Annotated in this window: 14 protein-coding genes; 6 read left to right on the top strand and 8 right to left on the bottom strand. The window is 26.4% G+C overall.

Going from position 1 to position 22,574, the window contains the following annotated elements; all coding sequences use genetic code 11:
- Positions 1–3: 3 nt before the first annotated feature.
- A complete protein-coding gene (locus tag MPF13_RS07450) occupies positions 4–6,393 on the bottom strand; it encodes an alpha-2-macroglobulin family protein (protein WP_249981728.1) in 6,390 nt (2,129 codons plus the stop codon).
- 159 nt (positions 6,394–6,552) lie between these two features.
- Here MPF13_RS07450 and MPF13_RS07445 point away from each other — a divergent pair, with 159 nt between their 5' ends.
- Positions 6,553–7,908 (top strand): UDP-N-acetylmuramate--L-alanine ligase, encoded by a 1,356-nt coding sequence (locus MPF13_RS07445; RefSeq protein WP_249981727.1) that lies wholly within the window; start codon positions 6,553–6,555, stop codon positions 7,906–7,908.
- Here the strand turns inward: MPF13_RS07445 and MPF13_RS07440 are convergent.
- The 5 genes from MPF13_RS07440 to trkA form a co-directional block, all read right to left on the bottom strand.
- Positions 7,889–8,935: a nucleotidyltransferase family protein gene (locus MPF13_RS07440; protein WP_249981726.1), complete on the bottom strand. Its 1,047-nt coding sequence runs from the start codon at positions 8,933–8,935 to the stop codon at positions 7,889–7,891. The genes MPF13_RS07445 and MPF13_RS07440 overlap by 20 nt on opposite strands.
- Complete coding sequence (locus tag MPF13_RS07435) at positions 8,925–10,064, bottom strand: hypothetical protein (protein ID WP_249981725.1); 1,140 nt, start codon at positions 10,062–10,064, stop codon at positions 8,925–8,927. The genes MPF13_RS07440 and MPF13_RS07435 overlap by 11 nt, the downstream gene beginning before the upstream one ends.
- A 336-nt stretch (positions 10,065–10,400) precedes the next feature.
- A complete protein-coding gene (locus MPF13_RS07430; RefSeq protein ID WP_249981724.1) occupies positions 10,401–11,192 on the bottom strand; it encodes a hypothetical protein in 792 nt (263 codons plus the stop codon).
- A gap of 32 nt (positions 11,193–11,224) precedes the next feature.
- The gene (locus tag MPF13_RS07425) at positions 11,225–12,724 is read right to left on the bottom strand and encodes a TrkH family potassium uptake protein (RefSeq protein ID WP_249981723.1); all 1,500 of its coding nucleotides are present in this window, start codon (positions 12,722–12,724) and stop codon (positions 11,225–11,227) included.
- 3 nt (positions 12,725–12,727) lie between these two features.
- Positions 12,728–14,074 carry a Trk system potassium transporter TrkA gene (gene trkA / locus MPF13_RS07420; RefSeq protein ID WP_249981722.1) on the bottom strand — a complete coding sequence of 449 codons (1,347 nt, stop codon included), beginning with the start codon at positions 14,072–14,074 and terminating at the stop codon, positions 12,728–12,730.
- Positions 14,075–14,256: 182 nt separating this feature from the next.
- On the opposite strand from trkA, the gene MPF13_RS07415 reads away from it, so the two are divergent.
- From MPF13_RS07415 to MPF13_RS07395, 5 genes are read left to right on the top strand one after another with little or no spacing between them, the layout of a single operon-like run.
- Positions 14,257–16,149, top strand: a complete 1,893-nt coding sequence (locus tag MPF13_RS07415; RefSeq protein ID WP_249981721.1) for a multiheme c-type cytochrome — start codon at positions 14,257–14,259, stop codon at positions 16,147–16,149.
- The gene (locus tag MPF13_RS07410) at positions 16,124–16,516 is read left to right on the top strand and encodes a tetratricopeptide repeat protein (protein ID WP_249981720.1); all 393 of its coding nucleotides are present in this window, start codon (positions 16,124–16,126) and stop codon (positions 16,514–16,516) included. Before MPF13_RS07415 ends, MPF13_RS07410 begins: the two co-directional genes overlap by 26 nt.
- A gap of 37 nt (positions 16,517–16,553) precedes the next feature.
- Complete coding sequence (gene radC / locus MPF13_RS07405; RefSeq protein ID WP_249981719.1) at positions 16,554–17,240, top strand: RadC family protein; 687 nt, start codon at positions 16,554–16,556, stop codon at positions 17,238–17,240.
- A gap of 38 nt (positions 17,241–17,278) precedes the next feature.
- Positions 17,279–18,583, top strand: coding sequence for a polysaccharide deacetylase family protein (locus tag MPF13_RS07400; RefSeq protein ID WP_249981718.1), 1,305 nt, complete (start codon positions 17,279–17,281; stop codon positions 18,581–18,583).
- 1 nt (position 18,584) lies between these two features.
- A complete protein-coding gene (locus MPF13_RS07395; protein ID WP_249981717.1) occupies positions 18,585–19,442 on the top strand; it encodes a GNAT family N-acetyltransferase in 858 nt (285 codons plus the stop codon).
- Here MPF13_RS07395 and MPF13_RS07390 read toward each other — a convergent pair.
- Together MPF13_RS07390 and asnB are read right to left on the bottom strand one after the other, a co-directional pair.
- Entirely contained in the window at positions 19,412–20,677 is a 1,266-nt protein-coding gene (locus tag MPF13_RS07390) for an oligosaccharide flippase family protein (protein ID WP_249981716.1), read from the bottom strand. The two genes, MPF13_RS07395 and MPF13_RS07390, sit on opposite strands and share 31 nt — an antisense overlap.
- Positions 20,677–22,572, bottom strand: a complete 1,896-nt coding sequence (gene asnB, locus MPF13_RS07385; protein ID WP_249981715.1) for an asparagine synthase (glutamine-hydrolyzing) — start codon at positions 22,570–22,572, stop codon at positions 20,677–20,679. The genes MPF13_RS07390 and asnB overlap by 1 nt, the downstream gene beginning before the upstream one ends.
- Between the last annotated feature and the right edge of the window lie 2 nt (positions 22,573–22,574).

The following is a 22,574-nucleotide window of genomic DNA, read 5'->3' as shown; positions in this document are numbered from 1 at the left end:
TTTTTATTTTACTTGTATTCTTACACCTTTTGAATGACTACTAAATTCTGGTGCATACATACTTTGTATTGTTGTTATTCCATTACTAAAATTACCTGCATTATTTACTCGAACATCATATTCAAACACATAAACTCCTTTTGGTAAACGATCAAAAAAGAAATTGGTTGCAGCATCTTTAGTACTTTCATAATAACCCAAATTGTCTTGCCATTTGTATTTAGAAAGAACATTTACAGGCTCTACACCTGAAGCTCTCATGTCTTTCATATGAATGAATTCCATGTTTCTATCACTTCTTAATTCTATACGAACTGTAATTAAATCGCCAACTTTTAGTTGAGATTTATCCGTAATTTCTTTTAGTGTTTTGCCTTTATCAGAATTAACTTTTAAGAATAGTTTTTTATTTAATTTAAGAGGTGTTTCTGCAGATGTAATTTTGTCTAAATCTTCAAAATATTGCCAATACAAGCTTCCCCAAGCAATTCCATTTCCTTTTTTATTGATGGTTACATTAGCCATTTCTTTTTTAATATCATTTCCATTCCAAGAAGTTTTAAAATAGCCAGATCCAGCTTCAACTTTTACATCTTTCATTTCTAAAGGATTTATTTTCTGATTTCCTAATTGAATGTCTACCATTTCAGTAACTGAAATCCAATCGCTTCCATTTAACAATAAAGCATAAACAGCCTCTGTGGTTGCTTTGGTGGTTTTCCATCTATTAGTTTGCTTGTTTTTAAGTAACCAAACTTTTAAATTATCTATGGTTTTAGTATCGTTTTCTATTTCAGAAAAAGTTTCAATTAGTAAAGCTTGGGTTTCTATTGGTGCTTGATAATAATAGTAACCAGCTGTATTAGATTTCCAGTACATTCCTAATTCATCAGAAGTAATACTATTTTCTTTTAACGACTTTAAAATTTTGTTTGATGTTTGTTTTTTATCACTTCTAAATAAAGACAATGCAATTTGTCCTTTAGCATATAAATTGTAATCGTTCCAATATTTTTCTGTTTGATTTTGATAGTAACTAACTGCACTTTTTACATCATTATTCATTGCTAAATCAGTATAAAAACTACGCATATATAAATACTGAATGTTAAAATAATCTAAGTTGTTTTTTGCCAAATAATCTCTGTAAGCTTTTTCTCCTTTTTTCTTGGTTTTAGCTATTTCTTTGATTTCGGAAGCTCTTTCTAACAATTTATTGTATTGTTTTACCAGTTCATTATCTAAAAAGTGAACAGATTTTTTAATCATTTTTTGAGTTGAATTGTCAAAGTTTGTAACACCTAATTTTTGTAGATGACCAAAACCTGTTGCAATATGTTGAGTAATAAATGTACTTGGATATCTACTTCCTTTAAACCAAGGAAATCCACCAGAATTCATTTGAATATCTTTTAATTTATTGATGGCTTTATCTTGCTCATTTTTCATTTTATTTAAATCGAATAATAAAGCAATTCTTTTCTTTTGTTCTGTTTCTGATTGTGCATCTCTTAACCAAGGAGTTTCTTGAATAATTAAAGATTTTAATTCTTGATTTTTTTCTAAATTAGATAACAATGCATCTGAAGATTTCCAAGTATTAAATACTTCTTGAATTCTAGGGTTTGAATTTGCTACAAAACTTGCCAAAGTATTTGCATAATATCTAGAAAAGGTTTGTTCTGCACATTCATAAGGATACTCCATTAAATAAGGTAAAGACTGAATTGCATACCAAACAGGGTTAGATGTCATTTCTAACGTTAACTTATGATTTTTTAATGTTGAAGAAGTATTGTTTTTTAACTTATCTAACGTAAAAGTTTTGGTTTGATTAGAGCGAATCCACATTGGTAATGTTTCTGTAACCAACATTCTGTTAGATAAAACTGGTAAAACATTTTGTTCTCCATCAGAAAAATCACCAGCTTTTGCTACAATTTTATATTGAACAGCCTGCACAGTTTCTGGAATTGATAATTGCCAAGAAACATTTGTATTTCCTTCTTTGTCAACTGTAAAGTTTTTATTAGAATTTAAATTATCTAATTCAGTATTAATTTCTTTTCCTGTAATTGCATCATTTAAAATTAATTTTGCAAATCCACTTAAAGTGTTGTTTGTTAGATTGGTAATTTTTGCACTCAAAGTAATTTTATCTCCTTCTCTTAAAAATCTTGGTGCATTTGGAACTATCATTAACTCTTTTTGAGTAACAGTTTGTAATGTTTTTGTACTAGATTTTAACTCTTTAGTATGTGCTAAAAGTTGTAATTTCCATCTTGTTAATGCTTCTGGCATTGTAAAAGAAAAACTAACTTTACCGTCTTTATCTGTTCTTAATTGAGGAAAAAAGAAGGCTGTTTCGTTAAAGTTTTTACGTGCTTTAATACCATTTAAAGAAGTCTTTAACTCATCTTCATACTCAAAAAGATCACTTTCATCAGTTTCTGTAGATTCTATAATAGTTTCTTCAACTTCAAATGTTTTAGAATCTGCAACCATCATTTTTTGAACTCCTGCAGCTTTACCTTTTAAAGTTCTTGCTATCCTACTTGCTTTTCTTTTTTTTCTAGATGTTCCATAACCAACTACAACCACTTCATCTAATTGATTTGAATCTTCTTCTAATGCAACATCTAAATTTGTTTGATCATTTATTGTAAATAAGTTAGGTTTATATCCTAAATAACGAAAAATTAAGACGTCTCCTTTTTTAATTTTAATTGAATAATTACCATCAAAATCTGTTTCAGTTCCAAATTTAGTATCCTTAATAACTATTGAAACACCAGGTAATGGATTTCCATCATTATCTGCAACAAAACCTGTTAGTAAACCATCAAAATCTTTTCTAGATCTATTTATTTTTCTTTCAGTTTCTCTTAAATATTGTTGATACTGCCATCTGTTACCATTTAATGAAAACCCAAACCAATTATAAGAATTATAAGAATTTTCAAAAAAACCATAATGTCTTTTTCGATTATTTAAAATGTTAAACTTTGTAGTTTTAAAACTTTTATAAGCATTACTAACAGCATAAGAATAGTAAGTTGATTTAGGTTTTATTGGATTAAAATACCAATTATGAGATGTAAAAGCATCTAAAGAAGCATCATAAATAGATGCTAAAACTTCTGCAGCAATAGCATTGTTTTTATCATTTTTTATAGTGAAACTCCAAGTTTCATCTTCACCTGGTTGTAATTTATCTCTAAAAATATTAGTTTCAATATTTATTGTTTCTATTTTTTCAGGAACATTAATTAACAAGGTTCCACTATTAAAATAATTATAATTTACATAGTGGTATTTAACAGCAAAACCACCTAAATCTTCTTTTTCTACAGGTATTTTTATGGTTTTTGTATTGTTGTTTAATATAAATAAACAAGTTTCAATAATTTTATGATTTTTTTCTATTTGAACTGTTACAGAAATATCTTTTGAAGCAGAGCCAATTGTTAATTCAACTTCATCACCAATTTTATAGAGTGTTTTATCTGTATTTATAGTAAAAAGTTTATTGTCTGTTATCTTTTTTTCTTTAACGGAATAAAGTAAAAATCGTTGTTCATCTTTTACTTTTTGTCCAAATTTATCTTCACTTTCTAAAACAACTATGTATTTTCCTGAAATCCATTTGTTAGTATTTTTTAAAATTACCTCTTTAGAATTTTCGGTATTAAATTCTGTATTAAAAACTAGATTTCCTTTTATCCAATTACTTTCATCAGATTCATTTTTAGTATAAACTTCATGAGGAAACAATTTTCTAAACTCATTTTCTGAAATATCTTGATAATCTGGTATTGCCCAAGGTCTTTTTCTTAAAGGCTTTTTGGGAGCTTGTAATTTGTATATTTTGATGTTACCTTTTGCAGGCACAAACTCTTTATTTAAGTTTTTTGTATCTATTTTTAAAGTTGTTTCTTTTTTTGTTTTATCAATTTTGTCATCAATTAAAATAGTAGCAAGTAAGCTATGATAGCCAATTTTCACATCTGTTTTAGCACTTCTTGTTTCACCATTTATATCAGTTACATCTGCAGTGATTTCATAAGTAAAAACAGGTAAGTTTTCTTTTGAAACACTTTCATCAGGAATTGCTTTAAAGATAATATCGAATTCTCCTTTTTCATTTGTTATAGTTTCACCATGAGTTATTTCTTGGGCAGTAGAAATAAAATTAGGTTTTCTCCAATAAAACCAACTTGGGTATTGTACTTTTCTGTAAACTCTATAAACTACAGTGGCATCTGTAATATTTGCGCCAGAAAAAGCTTTAGCAAAACCATTTACTGTTATAGAATCGTTTAGTTTATAGCTATCTGTAATTGGTTTAAAATCTGAGTTAAATTTTGGTCTTTTATATTCTTCAACAGAAATATATATAGAATTTGTAAAAAAATCTAAATTGCTTTCTAGTATAAAATTACCTGTTAATCCATTATTTGGAATAATAAATTCTCCAGTAAATGAACCAAACTCGTTTGTTTTTAATTCTAGTTCTTTTATCTCTTGTCTGTTAACATCTTTTAAGCTAATTGTTACATTTTGATTAGTTACAATTGTAGATTTTCCTTTATGAGTTTCTATGGCAATACCTTTAAAATATATTGTTTGTCCTGGTCTATAAATGCTTCTGTCTGTAAATAAAAACGTTTTATTTTCAGCATATTTATTTCTATTTCTGTTATAAGAGTAATTTTTTGAAAGATAATAGTTGCCAAATGTTGCAATATCATTTTTAGTTTTTACAGTAATTTCTACATTATTATAATATTTTCTGTTTTTAAAAGATGCAAATCCATTTTTGTTAGTAATTAAGGTTTTATTAATGTAAGTATCCTCATGATTACTATTGTTTTTTAGGTTAATAGTAGCCTTTTTAACAGGTTTACCATTATTTCTATTTACTATTTGATAATTATGTTTGTCATTAAAACTATTTTCTATCAGAGTTAAGTTTGTTGCTTGTATAAAAGTTGTTCCGTAAATAAAACCTTCTTTTAATTCTTCATTTTCTGAGGTAACAATTAAATACTCACCATTTTCAAATTTTGGAAGAATTATTTCTGTTGTGTGTTGTAAATAGTCTTTTTCATTTCTTAACGTTGATTTCCAATTATGCGTTTTATTTAGAGAAGAAATCATTTTGATTTTTTCTTCTTGCTTATAAAGTTTGTTAAGAGCTTTTATTTGTTTAGAAGTTACTTTGTAAGCACTGAAATAAAGTTTATTAATGTTTTTATAATTTACTAATAACAAAGAATTTGTGTTAATAGGAATGTGTTTTTCTGCAGTAATAGAAAGCGATTTTTCTTCAATTTGATTCTTAAGAATTGTACAGTTTTTTGCACCTATACTTTTGGGGAATTGTTTAATTATTTTATCACAGATAGAAATTGCAAGTTTGTTTTCTGTTTTGTTTCTGTGAATTTTAGCGATTTCAAAAGCATAAATTCCGCTAACTTCATTTTTATCAAATTTGTTTTTTGATGAGTTTAAGGTTGCTAGAAATACAGTTTCTTTATTATTAAAAGTTGCATTTTGATGTACAAATTTTAATCTGTGAATATCAATATCAACCAAAGCATTTAAGTTATTTTCTTTTAAATGAAATTGAATTAATTTTTGATAGATTTTTAAAGCATGGAATTGTAAAGACAGTTTATCTTTTGTTACAAGATTTAGCTTAGAAAAAGATTTGTAATCACTTAAAAAAGAAGGATTATCAATTTTAAATCTGTAAGAAGGTCTTGTAATTGATGTTTCTGAGGATTTATAAAACTCTAAAGCATTGTTTGCTAAGAAATCGTATAAAGTGGGTCTGTATTTTTTTGTGTCTTTTTGAATATTTAATATGTCAGAAAAATCATGAATACTTGTTTTTTGTAGTAATTCTGAATTCTGTAAAGAGTTATTAAAATGACAATGAATTTCTTCAAACAAAGTATCTAAATCCCAAGTTCTAAAATCGTTATTATTTATTTTTTTATTGGTTTTAGTTCTTTTGTAAAATTTATATCTATTTTGAGTAAAATATTGCCAATATAAATTGGCTAAAACGTTTTCTAAAACATTTTTAGTAGGAAATTTACTTGTAGAAATGTGCTTTTTAAAATTATTTATAATTTTTAATTGTGCATCTTCTTCTAAAATGATAGAAAATTTACTTTTATAAAAAAGTGCTTTAATAATTTGTGGAGTGTTTTTTGCTTTCTCTGCTTTTAAATAAATATTATCTACAATTGTTAAAGCAGATTTAGGTAAGTTTTCAACTTCTAGTTTTTCAACTTCTAACCAAAGGCCTTTAAAGGTGTTTTGAGCTTTAGATAAAGAAGAGAATGCTATAATCATTAATAAAGTTGTTGTAATTTTTTTCATAATCAATAAATTTTATGCTTTTAAAGCACATGTATATCAATCTTAAAAAAGTTAATGAGTTGTTACACTGCATAAAACTATTTTTTAATTGAGTTTCGTTCTAAAGATACTTTATATTGTACAAAGCTTTTGTATTTTTACTTTTTAAAATTTTGTTAAATGAAAATTCATTTTATTGCTATTGGTGGAAGTGCAATGCACAACTTAGCAATTGCTTTACACCAAAAAGGATACCAAATTTCTGGAAGTGATGATACAATTCATGATCCTTCTAAATCTCGTTTAGAAAAGTATGGGTTATTACCTGTAGAATTTGGGTGGTTTCCAGAAAAAATATCTTCTAATTTAGATGTAATTATTTTAGGAATGCATGCTAAAAAAGACAATCCAGAATTGTTAAAAGCACAAGAATTAGGATTAAAAATTTATTCTTATCCCGAATTTTTATATGAGCAATCTAAAGATAAAACAAGAGTAGTTATTGGAGGTTCTCATGGAAAAACTACTATAACTTCTATGATTTTACATGTGTTAAAATACCATGAAAAAGAAGTAGATTATATGGTAGGAGCACAATTAGAAGGTTTTGAAACGATGGTTCATTTAACAGAAGAAAATGATTTTATTGTTTTAGAGGGTGATGAGTATTTGAGTTCGCCAATAGATATGCGTCCTAAATTTCATTTATACAAACCAAATATTGCTTTATTAAGTGGTATTGCTTGGGATCATATTAATGTTTTTCCAACTTTTGATGGTTATGTAGAGCAATTTAAAATCTTTACAGATTCTTTAACTAATGGAGGAATGATGGTTTATAATGAAGAAGATACAATTGTTAAAGATGTTGTAGAATCTTCAGAAAACCATATAAAAAAATACCCATATTCAACTCCAAAATATTTTATTGAAAATGGAATTACTTTTTTAGAAACAGAAGAAGGAGATCTGCCTTTAGAAGTTTTTGGAAAACACAATTTACAAAATTTAGCAGGTGCAAAATGGATTTGTCAACACATGGGAATTGATGAAGACGATTTTTATGAAGCAATTGCAAGTTTTGCAGGAGCAAGTAAACGTTTAGAAAAAATTGCTGAAAATGATTCTACAGTAATTTTTAAAGATTTTGCACATTCTCCTAGTAAGGTTGAAGCTACAACAAAGGCAATTAAAGAACAATATTCAGAAAGAACTGTTTTGGCATGTTTAGAACTGCATACGTATTCTAGTTTAAATGCAGAGTTTTTAGCGGAATATAAAGGAGCTTTAAATGCAGCAGATAAAGCTGTTGTTTTTTATTCTCCTCATGCAGTAAAAATTAAGCAATTAGAAGAGGTTACAGAACAACAGATAGCAAATGCATTTGAGCGAGATGATTTGATTATTTATACAAATCCAAAAGAATTTAAAGATTTTCTTTTTACTCAGGATTTAAATAACAAAGCAGTTGTTTTAATGAGTTCTGGTAATTATGGAGGATTAGATTTTGAGGAGGTTAAGAAAATATTCGTTTAAGGTAATATTTTCTAAATTTTCTTTTCATAATAAACCTAATTGTACCAAGATAATTTCTACGAATAAATAATAATAATTTCCAAATATTTGTATGTAATTTATTAAAAAAGGAATTTTTTAATTTTAATTCCAAAATTTTATAATATAGTTTTGAACTATTAGTTTTTTTAAATTTTATAATATTACTATTAAAAAAAATATTTGAAACTAAGAAATATGAATTTAATAATTTATAAAAATTCTTGTTATTTAGGCATTTTAAATTGTTTTCTTTTAACGACAATAAAAAAAGATCATAACTATTTCTAAAACTTAAACTTTTATAATAATACCCATAATCGTTATGTTGAATAGCTAAAGTAGTTAATGTAATTTGATCCTTAAAACTTAAGAAAGTATAATTATTTTGTTTGATAAAGTTTTTATTTAATGTTTCATAGCTAAAATATAAAGAAGATTTATCTCGAATTATTTTTAAATGAACTTCTACAGCAGCTAATTTATTTTTATTAAATAATCTAGGATAATGCTTTTGAAAAATTGGGCTAGCCAAACCTTTAGAAACCCTTTCATAATTTATTTTTTTTAAAAGTTCTACAGATTTTAAAAAGTCATTTTCTGATACAAGAAAATCTATATCACCAACCATTCTTTCTGCAATGTCATCATATAATCCTTCTAATAGATTTCCTGTGCCCTTTAAGAAAATAGGAGTAATGTTGTTGGCAAGTAAAAGGTCGTTAATTTCTTTAGCTTGCTCAATTATTTCCTGATTCCTTTCACGATTTAAATCTGTAATATGAATCATATAATTTACAAGTTCTTCAGGAAGATAATGAAGAAAATTAGCTTTTTTTAGATTACAATATAAAGCAGGAAAAACAAAGTGAGCAGTACTAATTTTAACAATAGATTCCCAATCTACATCTAAAGATTTTAATTTTTCTTCAACCAAAACCTTGTTTTTTTCTTCATGATTTATGGTTAAACATTTTCCTACAAAAAATAAAGTTTCTTTATAATTCATTATTAAATATTTTAGAAACTGTTTGTATCATTTCTTTGTTATTAGAATATGTTAATTGGTAACAAGTTAAAGAATCAAACCAATCTAAAAATATTTGTGCATTTTCTTTTTTTGGAGATAACCAAGAATCTGGAACCAATTGCTGAAATGCGTCTACTTTAGATATTTTTGTGCAAATTAAGTCTGAATTTTTTTCATATTTAATGAATACAAGTTCATTACAAGGTAAATGACTAAAATAATTTTTATTGTTTGGTTTTAGATAACGTACAATTTTATTTAACCTTTTAAAATTATATTCTGCAGATGTTTCTAATTCAGGATAAATGGGTAATAAGGTCTCTAAACTATTTTTCTTTATAGAAATTGCAGAAGGAAAACTATATACTTCTCTTTTTTCAACATCCATTGGTACAAAATCATCTGCTAAACAAGTAAAACCATTAGCTTGTAATAGAGCTAAAGAAGTACTTTTTCCATTTCCAGAGTCACCTAAAAAAAGGATTGATTTTTTTTCATTACTTACTGCTGAAGCGTGAAATACTCCCATCCATTCATCTTCTTCTTTTTGATGAATTTTTTGAATTAGTAACATCGAAAATTTACCTTGAAAATAATGAATGTTTTTGTTATTCCAAGCACCAATAATTTTCTGGTCAACAAAAAGAAATATAAATTTATTATTAATAAAAACATCAAATTCTACATCAAATTTATCAGAGTTATCAATTACTAAATGTGAAAACTTTGGATGTACTAATGATAGTTCTTTTTCACTTAAAAAGGATACTTTAAAAATAAGGTTATTAATTTTATAATATTTAGTGAATTCAAATACTTTAGGAATTTCTATATCTCTATAATCATTTATAATTTCTTCTAGTTTATTGTTTTTAGGTTCGTAAACTCTTTTTTCTAAGTCTAAAATAAAATCAATTGCTTTTTCTTTTGGTACAGAAAGTTTTTTAGATAAAGCTTCTGCAATTTCATTTACAGAAATACCTTTGCTTAATCTTTTTAAAATATCTGCAGTTGTATTTTCTAAAATTATATATTCATTACTGTTCTCAAACCAAACTATGGTCTTGTCATCAGCAGTTTTTGATAAAAAATTTGTTTGTGTTTTCATGAAAAATAAATGTAGCTATTTTATTGTTTAAATAAAAAAAAAACACCTCATAATTGAGGTGTTTTAATACAGTTTTTAAAGATATTTTTTAAAACCCAGAACCAGGGTCTTCTATACTTTGAGCCTGTGCTTTTTGTGGGTTTAAAATCATATAAGATTCTAAACATATATTATTAATTATTAAGTGTTATTGCATCACATCAGTATTAAACCCTACAAAAGTAAAAAGCAGTTTGTTAGTCTTGTAGAACTGTATTTAGTACTAGTTAATTTTAAAATAAAGAAGTTTTGTTTATCTTTAAAATAACATAAATAAAACAAAGAATTAATACTAGTTTATTTAGTTAAAAAAAGTATTTCATTGAATAAGTAGACTACTTCTTCCTTTGCGTTTTCTGAATTAATGTATTCGAAAGTTACTTTTACTAAATTATTAAAACTGGTGCATTTTTCTCTTATTAATTTTTCTTCAGATAAGAATTTATATCCTTTTTCTGTCTTTTCAATGGTAACCTGTTTTCCTAATGGTATATGTACTTCGCAGTTTTTAGTTTTACCATAAATATAATTTTCCTCCCAATTAGCAAACCATTTATTTTTGTATTTATTTTCAGTATTAAATATTTCTGTTAATCTATTTAAAATATTTTTTACGTTTTCTTTGGTGTTGTTAGAATATTTTCTTGAAGAGTTCCTGTTTACATTAATGTGATTATTAGACTTTGTATAGTTTCCATATTCTATTCTTATTTCATCAAATTTTTCGATAACTGATGCTAAGTTTTTACTTAAACCCATTGAGTAGTTATTTTTATTTGGGGTAGTAGCATTTGATTCTCTTAAACAATCTCCTGAAATGCATTTAAAATTTAAAATATCAGAATCTATTGTTTTTTTTTCAATAATAATTTCAGATATTTTTCCATGATAACTACCAAACTTGTCAAAACAATAAAATTCTTTTGACTTGGTATCTATAGCCCAATAAGTATTATAATCATTATACAAACTAAATTGTTTATTTATATAATCGAGATTTTTATACACTAAGTCTAAATCTTGACTTTTTGTGTTTTTAATAGAAAATAAAGAAGTTAAGATAAGTAAAAGAGTAATTTTTTTTATCATTTTAAATAAAGTATTAATTGTTATAAAAGTTTCTAGTTTTTACGCCAAAAGAATGGTGTAAATAAAATAAGTACAGTAAAAAGTTCTAAACGTCCAATTAGCATTAGAAAAGAACAAAACCATTTTGCAGCAATAGATAAATGAGCATAACTATCAACAGGACTAACAGAACCTATTGCTGGTCCAATGTTACCTAAAGAAGATGCTGCTGCACCTAAAGCAGAAATAAAATCTAATCCAAAAAAAGTAAGAACAACAGAAGACATTATAAAGATTAACATGTAAATAATAAAGAAAGAGAGAATATTAAATACAATAGATTTATTTACAGATTTTCCATCATATCTTACAGGTAGTATGGCATTAGGGTGTAAAGCTTTTTTAAACTCCAAAAAACTGTTTTTTAACATAACTATATGTCTAACAACTTTTACTCCACCACTTGTAGATCCTGCAGAACCACCTGTAAAAAATAAAGCAAAGAAAATACCAGTAGCAAAGAAACTCCACATTGTAAAGTCTGCAGTTACAAAGCCTGTGGTGGTTACTACAGATGTAACCATAAATAAAGAATGTCTTATGGCACTTTCTACTTTTCCATAAACCATTGGATGCTCAATTGTAGTTTGTAAATTTGGATCTTGAAAAAATATAATAATTACTGAAACAATTGAAGCAACACCAATAATTCCAAAGAAATAATACTTAAATTCTTCACTTTGAAAAACTCTTTGAATTTTACCTTTTAAAGCAAAGTATGTAAGTACAAAATTAGTTCCTGCAATTAACATAAATAGAATTATTATGTATTGTGCAAAAGGTAAGTTGTTATAAAAAGCAACACTACTGTTTTTTGTTGAAAAACCACCTGTACTCATTGTTGCCATAGCATGATTAATAGCATCAAACCAAGTCATACCAGCGACTTTTAATAATAAAAACTGTATTAAAGTTAAAGAAACATATATAAGATATAAACGTTTTGCAGTGTCTGTAATTCTTGGATGTAATTTATCTGCAGAAGGTCCAGGTGCTTCTGCCATAAATAATTGCATACCACCAATTCCTAAAAGAGGTAAAATAGCAATGGTTAGAACAATGATACCCATTCCACCAATCCAATGAGTTGCACTTCTCCAAAATAAAATTCCTTTTGGCATGGATTCTATATCAGTTAATATAGATGATCCTGTTGTAGAATATCCAGAAATTGTTTCAAAAAAAGCATTACTTATATCTGGTATTGCACCAGAAAGTAAGTAAGGTAACATACCTGTAATAGATAAGGTTAACCAACCTAAAGTCACAATTAAATATCCTTCTTTTTTTTGAATATTTGTGCTTTTAGGTTTATTTAAAAAATAAAGTAAAAGCCCAACTATTATAGTAACAATTCCAGATCCTAATATTCCCCATTTAGCATTTTCATCATTATAAACACTAAAAGGGTAGGCAATAAACATAAATAATCCGTTTAATATGGCTGTAATACCTAAAAAGCGAAATATTATTTTTGTGTTTAAAGTGCCCATTTTTTATTTAAATAACTTTTCAACCTCACTTATAGCTTCTGGTAAACAAAATACAATTACTTTATCTCCAACTTTAACTTGTACTTCTCCAGTAGCAATAATTGCTTTTTCATTTCTAATTATTCCACCAAAAACGGCTTCTCTAGGAAAACGTAAATCTTTAATTGGTTGTTTGGTTATTTTGTCTCCTTCTTGAACTTCAAATTCAAAAACTTCTGCATCAATATTATGTAAGTTAGCCAATGCTAAAATTTCTCCTTCTCTAATATGTCTAAAAATATTACTTGCAGCAATTAGCTTTTTATTAATTAAAGATTGAATTCCAATAGTTTGAGAGATATCAATATAATCCATGTTTTCAACCAAAGCAATAGTTTTTTTAACTCCTTTGGATTTTGCTACTAAACAAGACATTATATTGGTTTCAGAGTTATCTGTAACTGCAATAAAAGCATCCGTTTCTCTAATATTTTCTTCTTCTAAAAGTTCTAAATCTCTACCATCACCATTTATAACAAGAGTATTATTAAGTTCTTCTGCCAATAACTCTGCTTTGGTTCTGTTTTTTTCTATCAATTTAACTCTAAAATTGTCTTTACAAAGATTACGAGCAGTTTTTTTACCAATACTACTACCTCCAAGAATCATAACATTTTTAATTGTAAATTGTTTTTTACCAATTATAGGGTAGAGGTCTTTCATACTATAATTTGGTACACAAAAATATACTTGGTCATTAAGTTGATATGTAGTATCTCCTCTAGGTATTATTGTTTGAGAAACTCCCTGTCTTTTAATAGCAATCGTAATAAAATCAACATTAGGAAACTGTTGTTTTGCCTCACTAACTGTTAAATCTAAAATTGGCGAATTATATGCTAAAGGTGTTCCCATTACATTAAATACACCACTTTCAAAAGCTACAGTATCATTAAAAGAAGACTGATTTAACAACATTTTAATTTCGTTAGCAGCTAATTCTTGAGGAGAAATCATAAAGTCTAATCCAAATTTTTGGAAATCTACTTCACAATCATTTAAAAATTCAGAATTATCTATTCTAGCAATAGTTTTTTTTGCTCCTAAAGATTTACCAATAACAGAAATTGTAAAATTGGTATTTTGACTATCTGTAACTGCAATCAATAAATCAGCAGAATCTATACCTAATTCTTTTAATAATTTAATTGATGTAGCATCACCTTTTTTAGTAATAACATCTAGATGATTATTAAGATACTCAAGCTTGTCTCCATCAAAATCTATGATGTAAGTATCTTGAGATTCGTAAGATAGAAGTTTAGCTAAGTGAAAACCAACATCTCCAGCACCAGCTATAATAATTTTCATATGTAAAATATAGAATGTAAAACACAAATATATAAAGAGTTTTGATGCAAATAACAATAAAAGGAGTTTTTCAGTTTTTAGCTTGTTTTTGATTATCTTTTTTTGAAAAATTGATGATTATCTTTTTTTTTAGAGTATAGAAACTTTAATTTTACTTTTTACAATTAAAATAAACACATTTCGTGAAATTATATAATAATAGTATTTCGTCTTTTTATAAAATTAGTGCTTTTTTCTTTTTAATAGTTTTTGCTTTTTCTTCTTGCGATAAAAAAACAGCATACAAAGAAGTAGAAAAAGATAAAGGTGTTTTTCTTTCAGGAAAAATTATTCCAGACAGTCATTTTTTAGGAGATCAGAAATGTAAAGAATGTCATCAAGATCAATTTAAAAAATGGGAAGGTTCTCATCATGATAAAGCAATGCAAATTGCAGATAGTACTACCATTCTTGCAAATTTTAATAATAAAAAATTTACCAGTCAAGGTGTAACTTCTAAGTTTTACAAAAAAGGAAATGATTTTTATGTAAATACAGATGGACCAGATGGAAAAAATCACGATTATAAAATTGTGTATACTTTTGGAATTACTCCTTTACAACAATATATAGTTCAATTTCCTGACGGACATTATCAGTGCTTAAGAACTGCATGGGATTCTGTTAAAAATAAATGGTTCGATTTATACCCAGATTTTAAAGTGGTACATTCTGAGTGGCTTCATTGGTCTAGAGGAGGTCTAAATTGGAATAACATGTGTGCAGATTGTCACTCTACAAATGTTAGAAAGAATTATGATGAATCTACACACAGCTATAATACTGAATTCTCTATTATTAATGTAAATTGTGAAGCTTGCCATGGATCTGGAAAACAACATGTTTCTGATGTAGAAAAAATGGGAGAGCAGTATGTAGCAAGTGGTAGTTTTCAAATGACTACAGAAACAGAACCTAAACAATTGGTAGATCAATGTGCAAGATGCCATATGAGAAGAGAACAATTCTCTGAAGCGTTTAATTTTGAAGGTACTATGTTAGATCATTATTATCCTCAATTATTAGAAGAAAGATTGTACCAAGCAGATGGACAAATTTTAGATGAAGTTTATGTTTATGGATCTTTTACACAAAGTAAAATGTATCAAAATGATGTTACTTGTACTAATTGTCATGATGCACATTCATTAAAACTAAAGTTTGATGGAAATAAATTATGTGCTCAATGTCATGTTCCAGAAACGTATGACACTCCAAAACATCATTTTCATCCTCAAAATACAGAATCTTCAAAATGTGTAAGTTGTCATATGCCAGGGAGATATTATATGGGTAATGATTTTAGACCAGATCATAGTTTTAGAGTGCCAAGACCAGATTTAAGTGTAAAATATGGAACACCAAATGCTTGCTCTGGATGTCATAAAGACAAAGATGATGCTTGGGCAGCTAAAAATTTTACTAAATTATTTGGAGCTGTAGACTCTATACATTTTTCAGAAAAATTAGCACCTGGAATTACTATGCAACCTAATGGACATGAAGGGTTAATTGATTTAATGCATGATAAAAATCAGCCAGAAATTGTAAGAGCATCAGCTACTAAAGTTTTATCAAATTATAACGCACAAAATTTTGTTCAAGATTATATATCACTTTTAAATGATGATTCTGCTTTGGTTAGAGGAGCCAGTGTAGATGTTTTAAGTAGTGTAAATACATCAGAATATACTTCTTACTTTTTACCATTATTAGAAGATCCTAAAAGAAGTATTAGAATAAAAACATTTTTTGGATTAGGAAACGTATCCGAATCAGAAATTCCTGAAGCATATAAAGAAAGCTATAAAAAAGTTAAAAAAGAGTTTTTTACACACTTAAAAACCAATGCAGATTTTGTAGGTGCAAGAATTAAAAAAGGAAATTATTATATTAAAAAAGGAAACCTACAAAAAGGTATAGAAAGTTACGAAAGTGCTTTAGAAATAGATAATATTAACAATCAAATTAGGTTAAACTTAGCTACTTTATATTATAATAATAAACAATATGAAAAAGCAGAAGAAACTTTTTAAAGAAGTAATTAGGCAAGAGCCAGAGTTTGGGCCAGTTTATTATTCTTTAGCTTTATTATATGCAGAAATTAATAGATTAGATGATGCTATAATTCAACTAAAAAAGGCAACTAAAATTATGCCTAAAAACATTCGTGTTTACTATAATTTAGGTTTATTGTTTGACAAAAAACAAGATTATAAAAATGCCGAAAAATATGTAATTGCTGGATTAAAAGTTGAACCAACAAATGAAGGATTATTATATGTTTTGGCTTATGTTTATTCTAAATCAGATCAAAGAAATAAAGCTAAAAACATTGTACAAAAGTTAATACAATTATATCCTAATAACCAGCAATATAGAAGTTTTTTAAATCAATTATAGTTTTAGATTCATTTTCGTATTTTTATAAAAAAAGAATATGGAAAAGTTAACCATTAAATCTTGGGCTTTAGATGATAGACCAAGAGAAAAATTGGTTGCAAAAGGAAAAACATCACTTTCTGATGCAGAGTTAATTGCAATACTTATTGGTTCTGGAAATAGAGAAGAAAGTGCTGTTGGTTTGTCTAAAAGAATTCTACAATCTGTAGAAGGAAACATTAATGAACTTGCAAAATTATCTGTAGAAAAACTTACCAATTTTAAAGGAATTGGTGAAGCAAAAGCAATTGCTATAATTACAGCTTTAGAATTAGGAAAAAGAAGACAATTAGAAACTGCTTTAGAAAAACCTAAAATTACCAGTAGTAAAGATGTTTTTAATTTAATGCAACCTCTAATAGGTGATGTTGAACATGAAGAGTTTTGGGTGTTATTTTTAAATAACTCTAACAAAGTTTTAGCAAAAAAACAAATTAGTAAAGGAGGCTTAACAGCAACAGTTGTAGATGTTAGGTTGTTGTTTAAAAGAGCATTAGAGCTAACATCTGTTGCAATGGTTGTATGTCATAACCATCCTTCAGGAAAATTACAACCCAGTAATGCAGATAAACAACTAACTCAAAAAATAAAAGAAGCTGGTGTAACTTTAGATATTAAACTCTTAGATCATTTAATAATTACTGAAAAAGCGTATTTTAGCTTTGCAGATGAAGGTGTTTTGTAATTAACAAAAATCGATACTGTAAAATTTTTACACGCTAAATGTTATTAGTTTACACACATAAAGTTACTCCAAGAGTTCGTTATATATTTAAGCATATTTTTACAAGAACCTTATTAATTCCTGTAGATTTTACCTCTAAAATAGAAGAGTTTGTTGCTTTTAATGGACCTAAAATGTCATATACAAAAACGCCATTAGGAAACGAGTTTTTTGTAAAAAGCAACGATTTATTGTTTGAACAAGGTGTAAATGACATGGAAATTGTTATTCAAAAATGGGATGATATACCTTGTTTTTTTAAAACAGGACCAAAATCTGCAGTTCCTTATGATGTATTTGCAGCAAGTTTTTATTTAATTTCTAGATACGAAGAATATTTACCACATGTAAAAGATGTTCATGGACGCTATACTGCAGAACAAAGTTTGGCATATAAATATCGTTTTTTAGAAAAACCAGTAGTAGATATTTGGGCATATAAACTTTTAGAAGCCTTAAAGCAAAAGTTTCCAGATTATGAATATAAAACAAGAAAATATAAATATATTTCTACAGTTGATATTGATAATGCATACGCATATAAATATAAAAGTTTAGTAAGAAGTGTTGGTGGGTTTTTTAAAGATTTGTTTCAGTTAAAATTAATAAATGTTTGGAATCGTTTTGCAGTAACTTTTAATATAAAGAAAGATCCTTTTGATACCTTTCAAAAAATATTAGATATCAAAAAAGAAAAAGATATTAGAACTATTTTCTTTTTTTTAATAGGAGATTATACCACTTTTGATACCAACGTTTCTGCATCAAAAAATAAATACAGACTGCTTATTAAAGAAATGGTAGATTATGCAAGAGTAGGTTTGCATCCTTCGTATTTTACCATGAATAATACAGAATTATTAAAGAAAGAAAAAATAAGATTAGAGCACATAATTAATATGCCTATTCAAAGATCTAGACAACATTATCTTAGATTTAGTTTGCCAGATACATATCAAAATTTAATAGATTTAGAAGTAGAAGAAGATTATTCTATGGGGTATGCAAGCAATGTAGGTTTTAGAGCAAGTACTTGTACACCATTTTATTTTTACGATTTAGATTTTGAAATACAAACACCTTTAAAAGTATTTCCATTTGCTTTAATGGACACAACTTTAAATGATTATATGAAGCTTACTCCAAGGCAATCTTTAGGAAGAATTAGAGATTTAAAAAATGAAGTAAAAGCTGTAAATGGTACTTTTATAACACTGTTTCATAACGAAAGTTTAAGTGATTATTTAAGGTGGAAAGGATGGAAAAGGTTGTATGATTCTATGATTAAAATAGCTACTTCATAAAATGATTCAATATATAAAAAGAAAAGATTTAGATATTGAAAAATATAATGCTTGTATAGAAAATTCTGTGCAATCTAGAATTTATGCTTTTTCTTGGTATTTAGATATTGTGGCTGATAATTGGGATGTATTAGTTTTTGGTGATTATGAAGCTGTAATGCCAATTCCATGGAGCAAAAAATATGGAGTTAAATATATAACACAGCCTTTTCAATGCCAACAATTAGGTGTTTTTTCTTTGGATAATTTATCAAAAGAAACCCAAAGAAAATTTATTAATAAAATTCCAAAAAAATATTTAAAAGTTACTTTAAATTTTAATTCTAATAATCATTTTGATGATAATATGATTGAGAATAAGAATTATATTTTAAAACTAAATGAACCTTTTATTCATCAATTTAAAACTTTTTCTAAAGGAAGAAAACATGCAGTTAAAGTAGGAGAGAAGAAGGAATTGATTTTAAAAGAAACATCTATTTTATCATTAATAAAAATTCAAGAAGAGTTTTATAATTATTCAGGTTTTTCTAAAGTTAAATTAGAAAAACTTTCAGAATACGTACTAAATAATAAAAAAGGTTTTGTTTTAGGCGTTTTTAAAGATGAGGTTTTATTGGGTGGAGGTTTCTTTTTAAAATCTAATAATAGAATTACATATTTGTTTTCATCATTTACAAATGATGGAAAAAAGTTGCAAGCCTCTAGTTTTTTACTAAATAGTATCATTAAGAAATATGAGAATTCTAATTTTGTATTAGATTTTGAAGGAGGTAATATGCCAAATATTGGTTCTTTTTACAAAAGCTTTGGTGCAGAAGTAGAAACTTATTTCTCTTTTAACAGAATGTTTTTGTAAAGAATTCCAAAAAGTATAGCAGAAAGAATTCCTGTAAACCACATTAATATTGCAGAGGTTATTGCTGCACCTTTTATTCCGTATTTAGGAATTAAATAATAATTACTTATAATGTTTATAACAAGAGCTAAACTAGCTATGTAGTAATTTACATGTGCTTTTCCTATTGATGAAAGTAGGTTTCCAAACAATCCTCTAAAAATATAAATACCACTAATACCAATTATTAAAATAATAAATGTATCAGCAAATTGTACAAAATTAGCGTCTAAAAGACTTAGCGTAAATTCTGCAAAAAAGAAACTAAAAACCAATAAAAGTCCACTTATTATAAAGAAAAAAAGCATGTAACTTTTTATGTATTTTATAATATGATCTTTGTTGTAAATTTTTTCTGTAAAAGAAACAAAGTCTGTAGCTATAAACACATTGGGTAAAAACAACAAACTAAAAGGAATTAAAGAAATGTATCTGTAATTAGTTACCATTTCTGTATTTTCTAATAAATGTCCAATTAATAAAATATCAATTACAAATAACAATTGAGTTAATACATTAGATAAGCTTGCAAAAAAGCCATATTTCCAAAAAGAAAAATCTGTAATTGATAGTTTTATTTTTGATTTAAAATTGATATTAAGTTTTTTAATAAAAAGAATAGAAGTTATTAAAGGAGTAATTAAAAGCGCAATTGCATATCCCATTTCTTTAAAGAAAAAACTTAGTATAAAAACAGATAAGAGTAAAATTATACTATGTACCAATTCTGTGTAAGCAAAAGATTTGTTATTATGCTGAAGTCTAAATTGAGCTCTAACTATTTCGAATAAAAAAGAGGGAAGAATCAGAAAAGATAAAATTATTACATATAATTGCGTGTTTTCAAATTTAAATGAGATAAAAAAACTACTAATTATTATTAATAATATTAGTATTACAGATGCTATAAGGCCTTTGTTAAAAACATATAAAAATAGACTGTTTTTTTCTTCTTTACTTTTTTGTAATGCCCCATATCTTATTAAACTTTGATGAATGCCAAAACCACTAATAGGTATTAAAAAAACAATAATATTATAAGCAAAAAGTACAACACCTAATTCGTCATTAGAAATTAATTTAAGTGCTATCCAAGAAGCTATAAAAGAAAAAATTCTAGCAAAAACAGTTGCAGAAAATACGTAGTTACCAGACCTACTAAAAAAACCTAATATGTAGTTTTTTATCAATTCCATTATTTGTCAATAAAGTTTTGTAACCAAATTTCTGTAGATACAAGTTGCCAAATTTTGGTCTCATTGTTAGATTTTACAATGTCTTTAATTACTTGATTATTAAAAATATTTCTATTTTTTAATTGATTTAAAGTATCAAATACAAATTCTTTTAAATCTGTTTCTATCCAACTTTTTAAAGGAGTACTCAACCCTTTTTTTGGCATTTCCATTACTTTTTTTGAAAGATGCTTTTTAGCAATTTCCTTTAAAAGATATTTTTGTGTGTTATTCTTTATTTTATATTTCGTCGGAATTTTAAACGAAGCTTCAATAAAATTATGATCTAAAAGCGGAAATCTACCTTCTATAGAATGCGCCATTGTTGTGGCATCTAAAGCCCTCATTTGATGATTGCCAATATAAGAAGTTAAATTATAAAAACTCATAGCTTCAAATGTGTCTGTAAAATTCTTGTTAGATGCATATAAATTTTCTAGAGTAGAATTCGTATTGTATTTCTTATCTAAAAATAAATTTTCAATTTCATTATCATAAAAATTTGTATAATAATGAGAATAGTATTCACCTAAAGTGTTGCAATCTGCAATTTTTTTTCCTTTTATAATTTTTTGATGAACATTGGGTAAAATGCTAACCAATTTTTTGTTTTTACTTAATTTTTCCCAAAGAGGTATTTTTTTATAAACATCATAACCACCAAAAAGTTCATCACCTCCTAAACCACTTAAAACAACTGTAGTTTTATTCTTTTTAGCCATTTTAGCTAACATTAAATTTACAGCAATTACATGATAAGGTTCTTCGTAAGCAATTACAGCTTGTTCTATATCTTTATAGGCTTCTTTTGCATTTGCATGCTCAATAATATGATTTAATTGATGCAGTTTAGCAGTTTCTTTAGCATATTCAACTTCATCAAATCCTTTAAGGTTTTCAAAACCTAAGGTTAATATTTTAACATCAGGTTTACTTTTAGAAGCAATTACAGAAATCAAGGAAGAATCAATGCCTCCACTCATATAAGAACCAACATTTACATCAGAAATTAAACGATAATTAACAGCTTTATATAAGTTTTCTTCAATTAAATTTTTACTTTGTTTTTCGGTTAAAGAAAAATCTTGTGTTTGGGTTGGTATTTCCCAATAGCGTTCTTTTTTAAAAGAATTATTATTTAAATTTATAGTAAAATGATGTGCAGGTTCTAAGGCTAAAATATCTTGAAAAACAGTATTAGGTCTTTGTGCAGTAGTAAATCTAAAATTTTGCCATAAACTTTCCCAATTAATTTCTGGTTGATATAATTTTGATTTAATAATAGATTGAACACTACTTCCAAAAATAAAATTAGTTTCGTTTTTATAAAAGTAAAGAGGTTTTATGCCAATTCTATCTCTTGCAATAAAAACAGTATTTTTTATAGTGTCTAAAATAGCAAAAGCAAACATTCCATTAAATTTATCAAGTGCATTTTTGCCCCATTCTTTATAAGCGTTTAATATTACTTCTGTATCTGAATCTGATAAAAATTGATGACCTAAACCTTCTAATTCGTGTTTAATTTCTTTGTAGTTGTATAATTCACCATTAAAAATTATCCAAAAATTATTAGATACATCTGTTAGTGGTTGATGACTTTTTTCTGATAAATCTATTATTTTTAATTGTCTAAAACCAAAACCAACTTTAAAAGAAGTGTTGTTAGCGGTTTTTATATGATTAGGTGTTTTAACACGAGAATCATCACCAAAAAACAATTCAGACTTATTAGTAAACAACATATAACCTTCATCATCTGGTCCTCTATGTTTTAAACTTTTTGTCATTTGTTCTAAAGACAGAGCGTTTTCTTTTTTTTGATGTAAATTAATTATACCTGCAATACCACACATAA

Source organism: Polaribacter sp. Z022 (assembly GCF_023555495.1).
Classification (GTDB): Bacteria; Bacteroidota; Bacteroidia; order Flavobacteriales; family Flavobacteriaceae; genus Polaribacter.
Note: the sequence above shows the minus strand (reverse complement) of the source record. Positions and strands in the feature narration are given on the sequence as shown.

Bases quoted from the DNA above. Each gene is read 5' to 3' on its own strand.
- MPF13_RS07410 (WP_249981720.1), top strand. From the start codon at position 16,124: ATGAAAAAGCAGAAGAAACTTTTTAAAGAAGTAATTAGGCAAGAGCCA.
- MPF13_RS07395 (WP_249981717.1), top strand. From the start codon at position 18,585: ATGATTCAATATATAAAAAGAAAAGATTTAGATATTGAAAAATATAAT.
- radC (WP_249981719.1), top strand. From the start codon at position 16,554: ATGGAAAAGTTAACCATTAAATCTTGGGCTTTAGATGATAGACCAAGA.
- MPF13_RS07390 (WP_249981716.1), bottom strand. From the start codon at position 20,677: ATGGAATTGATAAAAAACTACATATTAGGTTTTTTTAGTAGGTCTGGT.
- asnB (WP_249981715.1), bottom strand. From the start codon at position 22,572: ATGTGTGGTATTGCAGGTATAATTAATTTACATCAAAAAAAAGAAAAC.
- MPF13_RS07445 (WP_249981727.1), top strand. From the start codon at position 6,553: ATGAAAATTCATTTTATTGCTATTGGTGGAAGTGCAATGCACAACTTA.
- MPF13_RS07450 (WP_249981728.1), bottom strand. From the start codon at position 6,393: ATGAAAAAAATTACAACAACTTTATTAATGATTATAGCATTCTCTTCT.
- MPF13_RS07440 (WP_249981726.1), bottom strand. From the start codon at position 8,935: ATGAATTATAAAGAAACTTTATTTTTTGTAGGAAAATGTTTAACCATA.
- trkA (WP_249981722.1), bottom strand. From the start codon at position 14,074: ATGAAAATTATTATAGCTGGTGCTGGAGATGTTGGTTTTCACTTAGCT.
- MPF13_RS07425 (WP_249981723.1), bottom strand. From the start codon at position 12,724: ATGGGCACTTTAAACACAAAAATAATATTTCGCTTTTTAGGTATTACA.
- MPF13_RS07435 (WP_249981725.1), bottom strand. From the start codon at position 10,064: ATGAAAACACAAACAAATTTTTTATCAAAAACTGCTGATGACAAGACC.
- MPF13_RS07430 (WP_249981724.1), bottom strand. From the start codon at position 11,192: ATGATAAAAAAAATTACTCTTTTACTTATCTTAACTTCTTTATTTTCT.
- MPF13_RS07400 (WP_249981718.1), top strand. From the start codon at position 17,279: ATGTTATTAGTTTACACACATAAAGTTACTCCAAGAGTTCGTTATATA.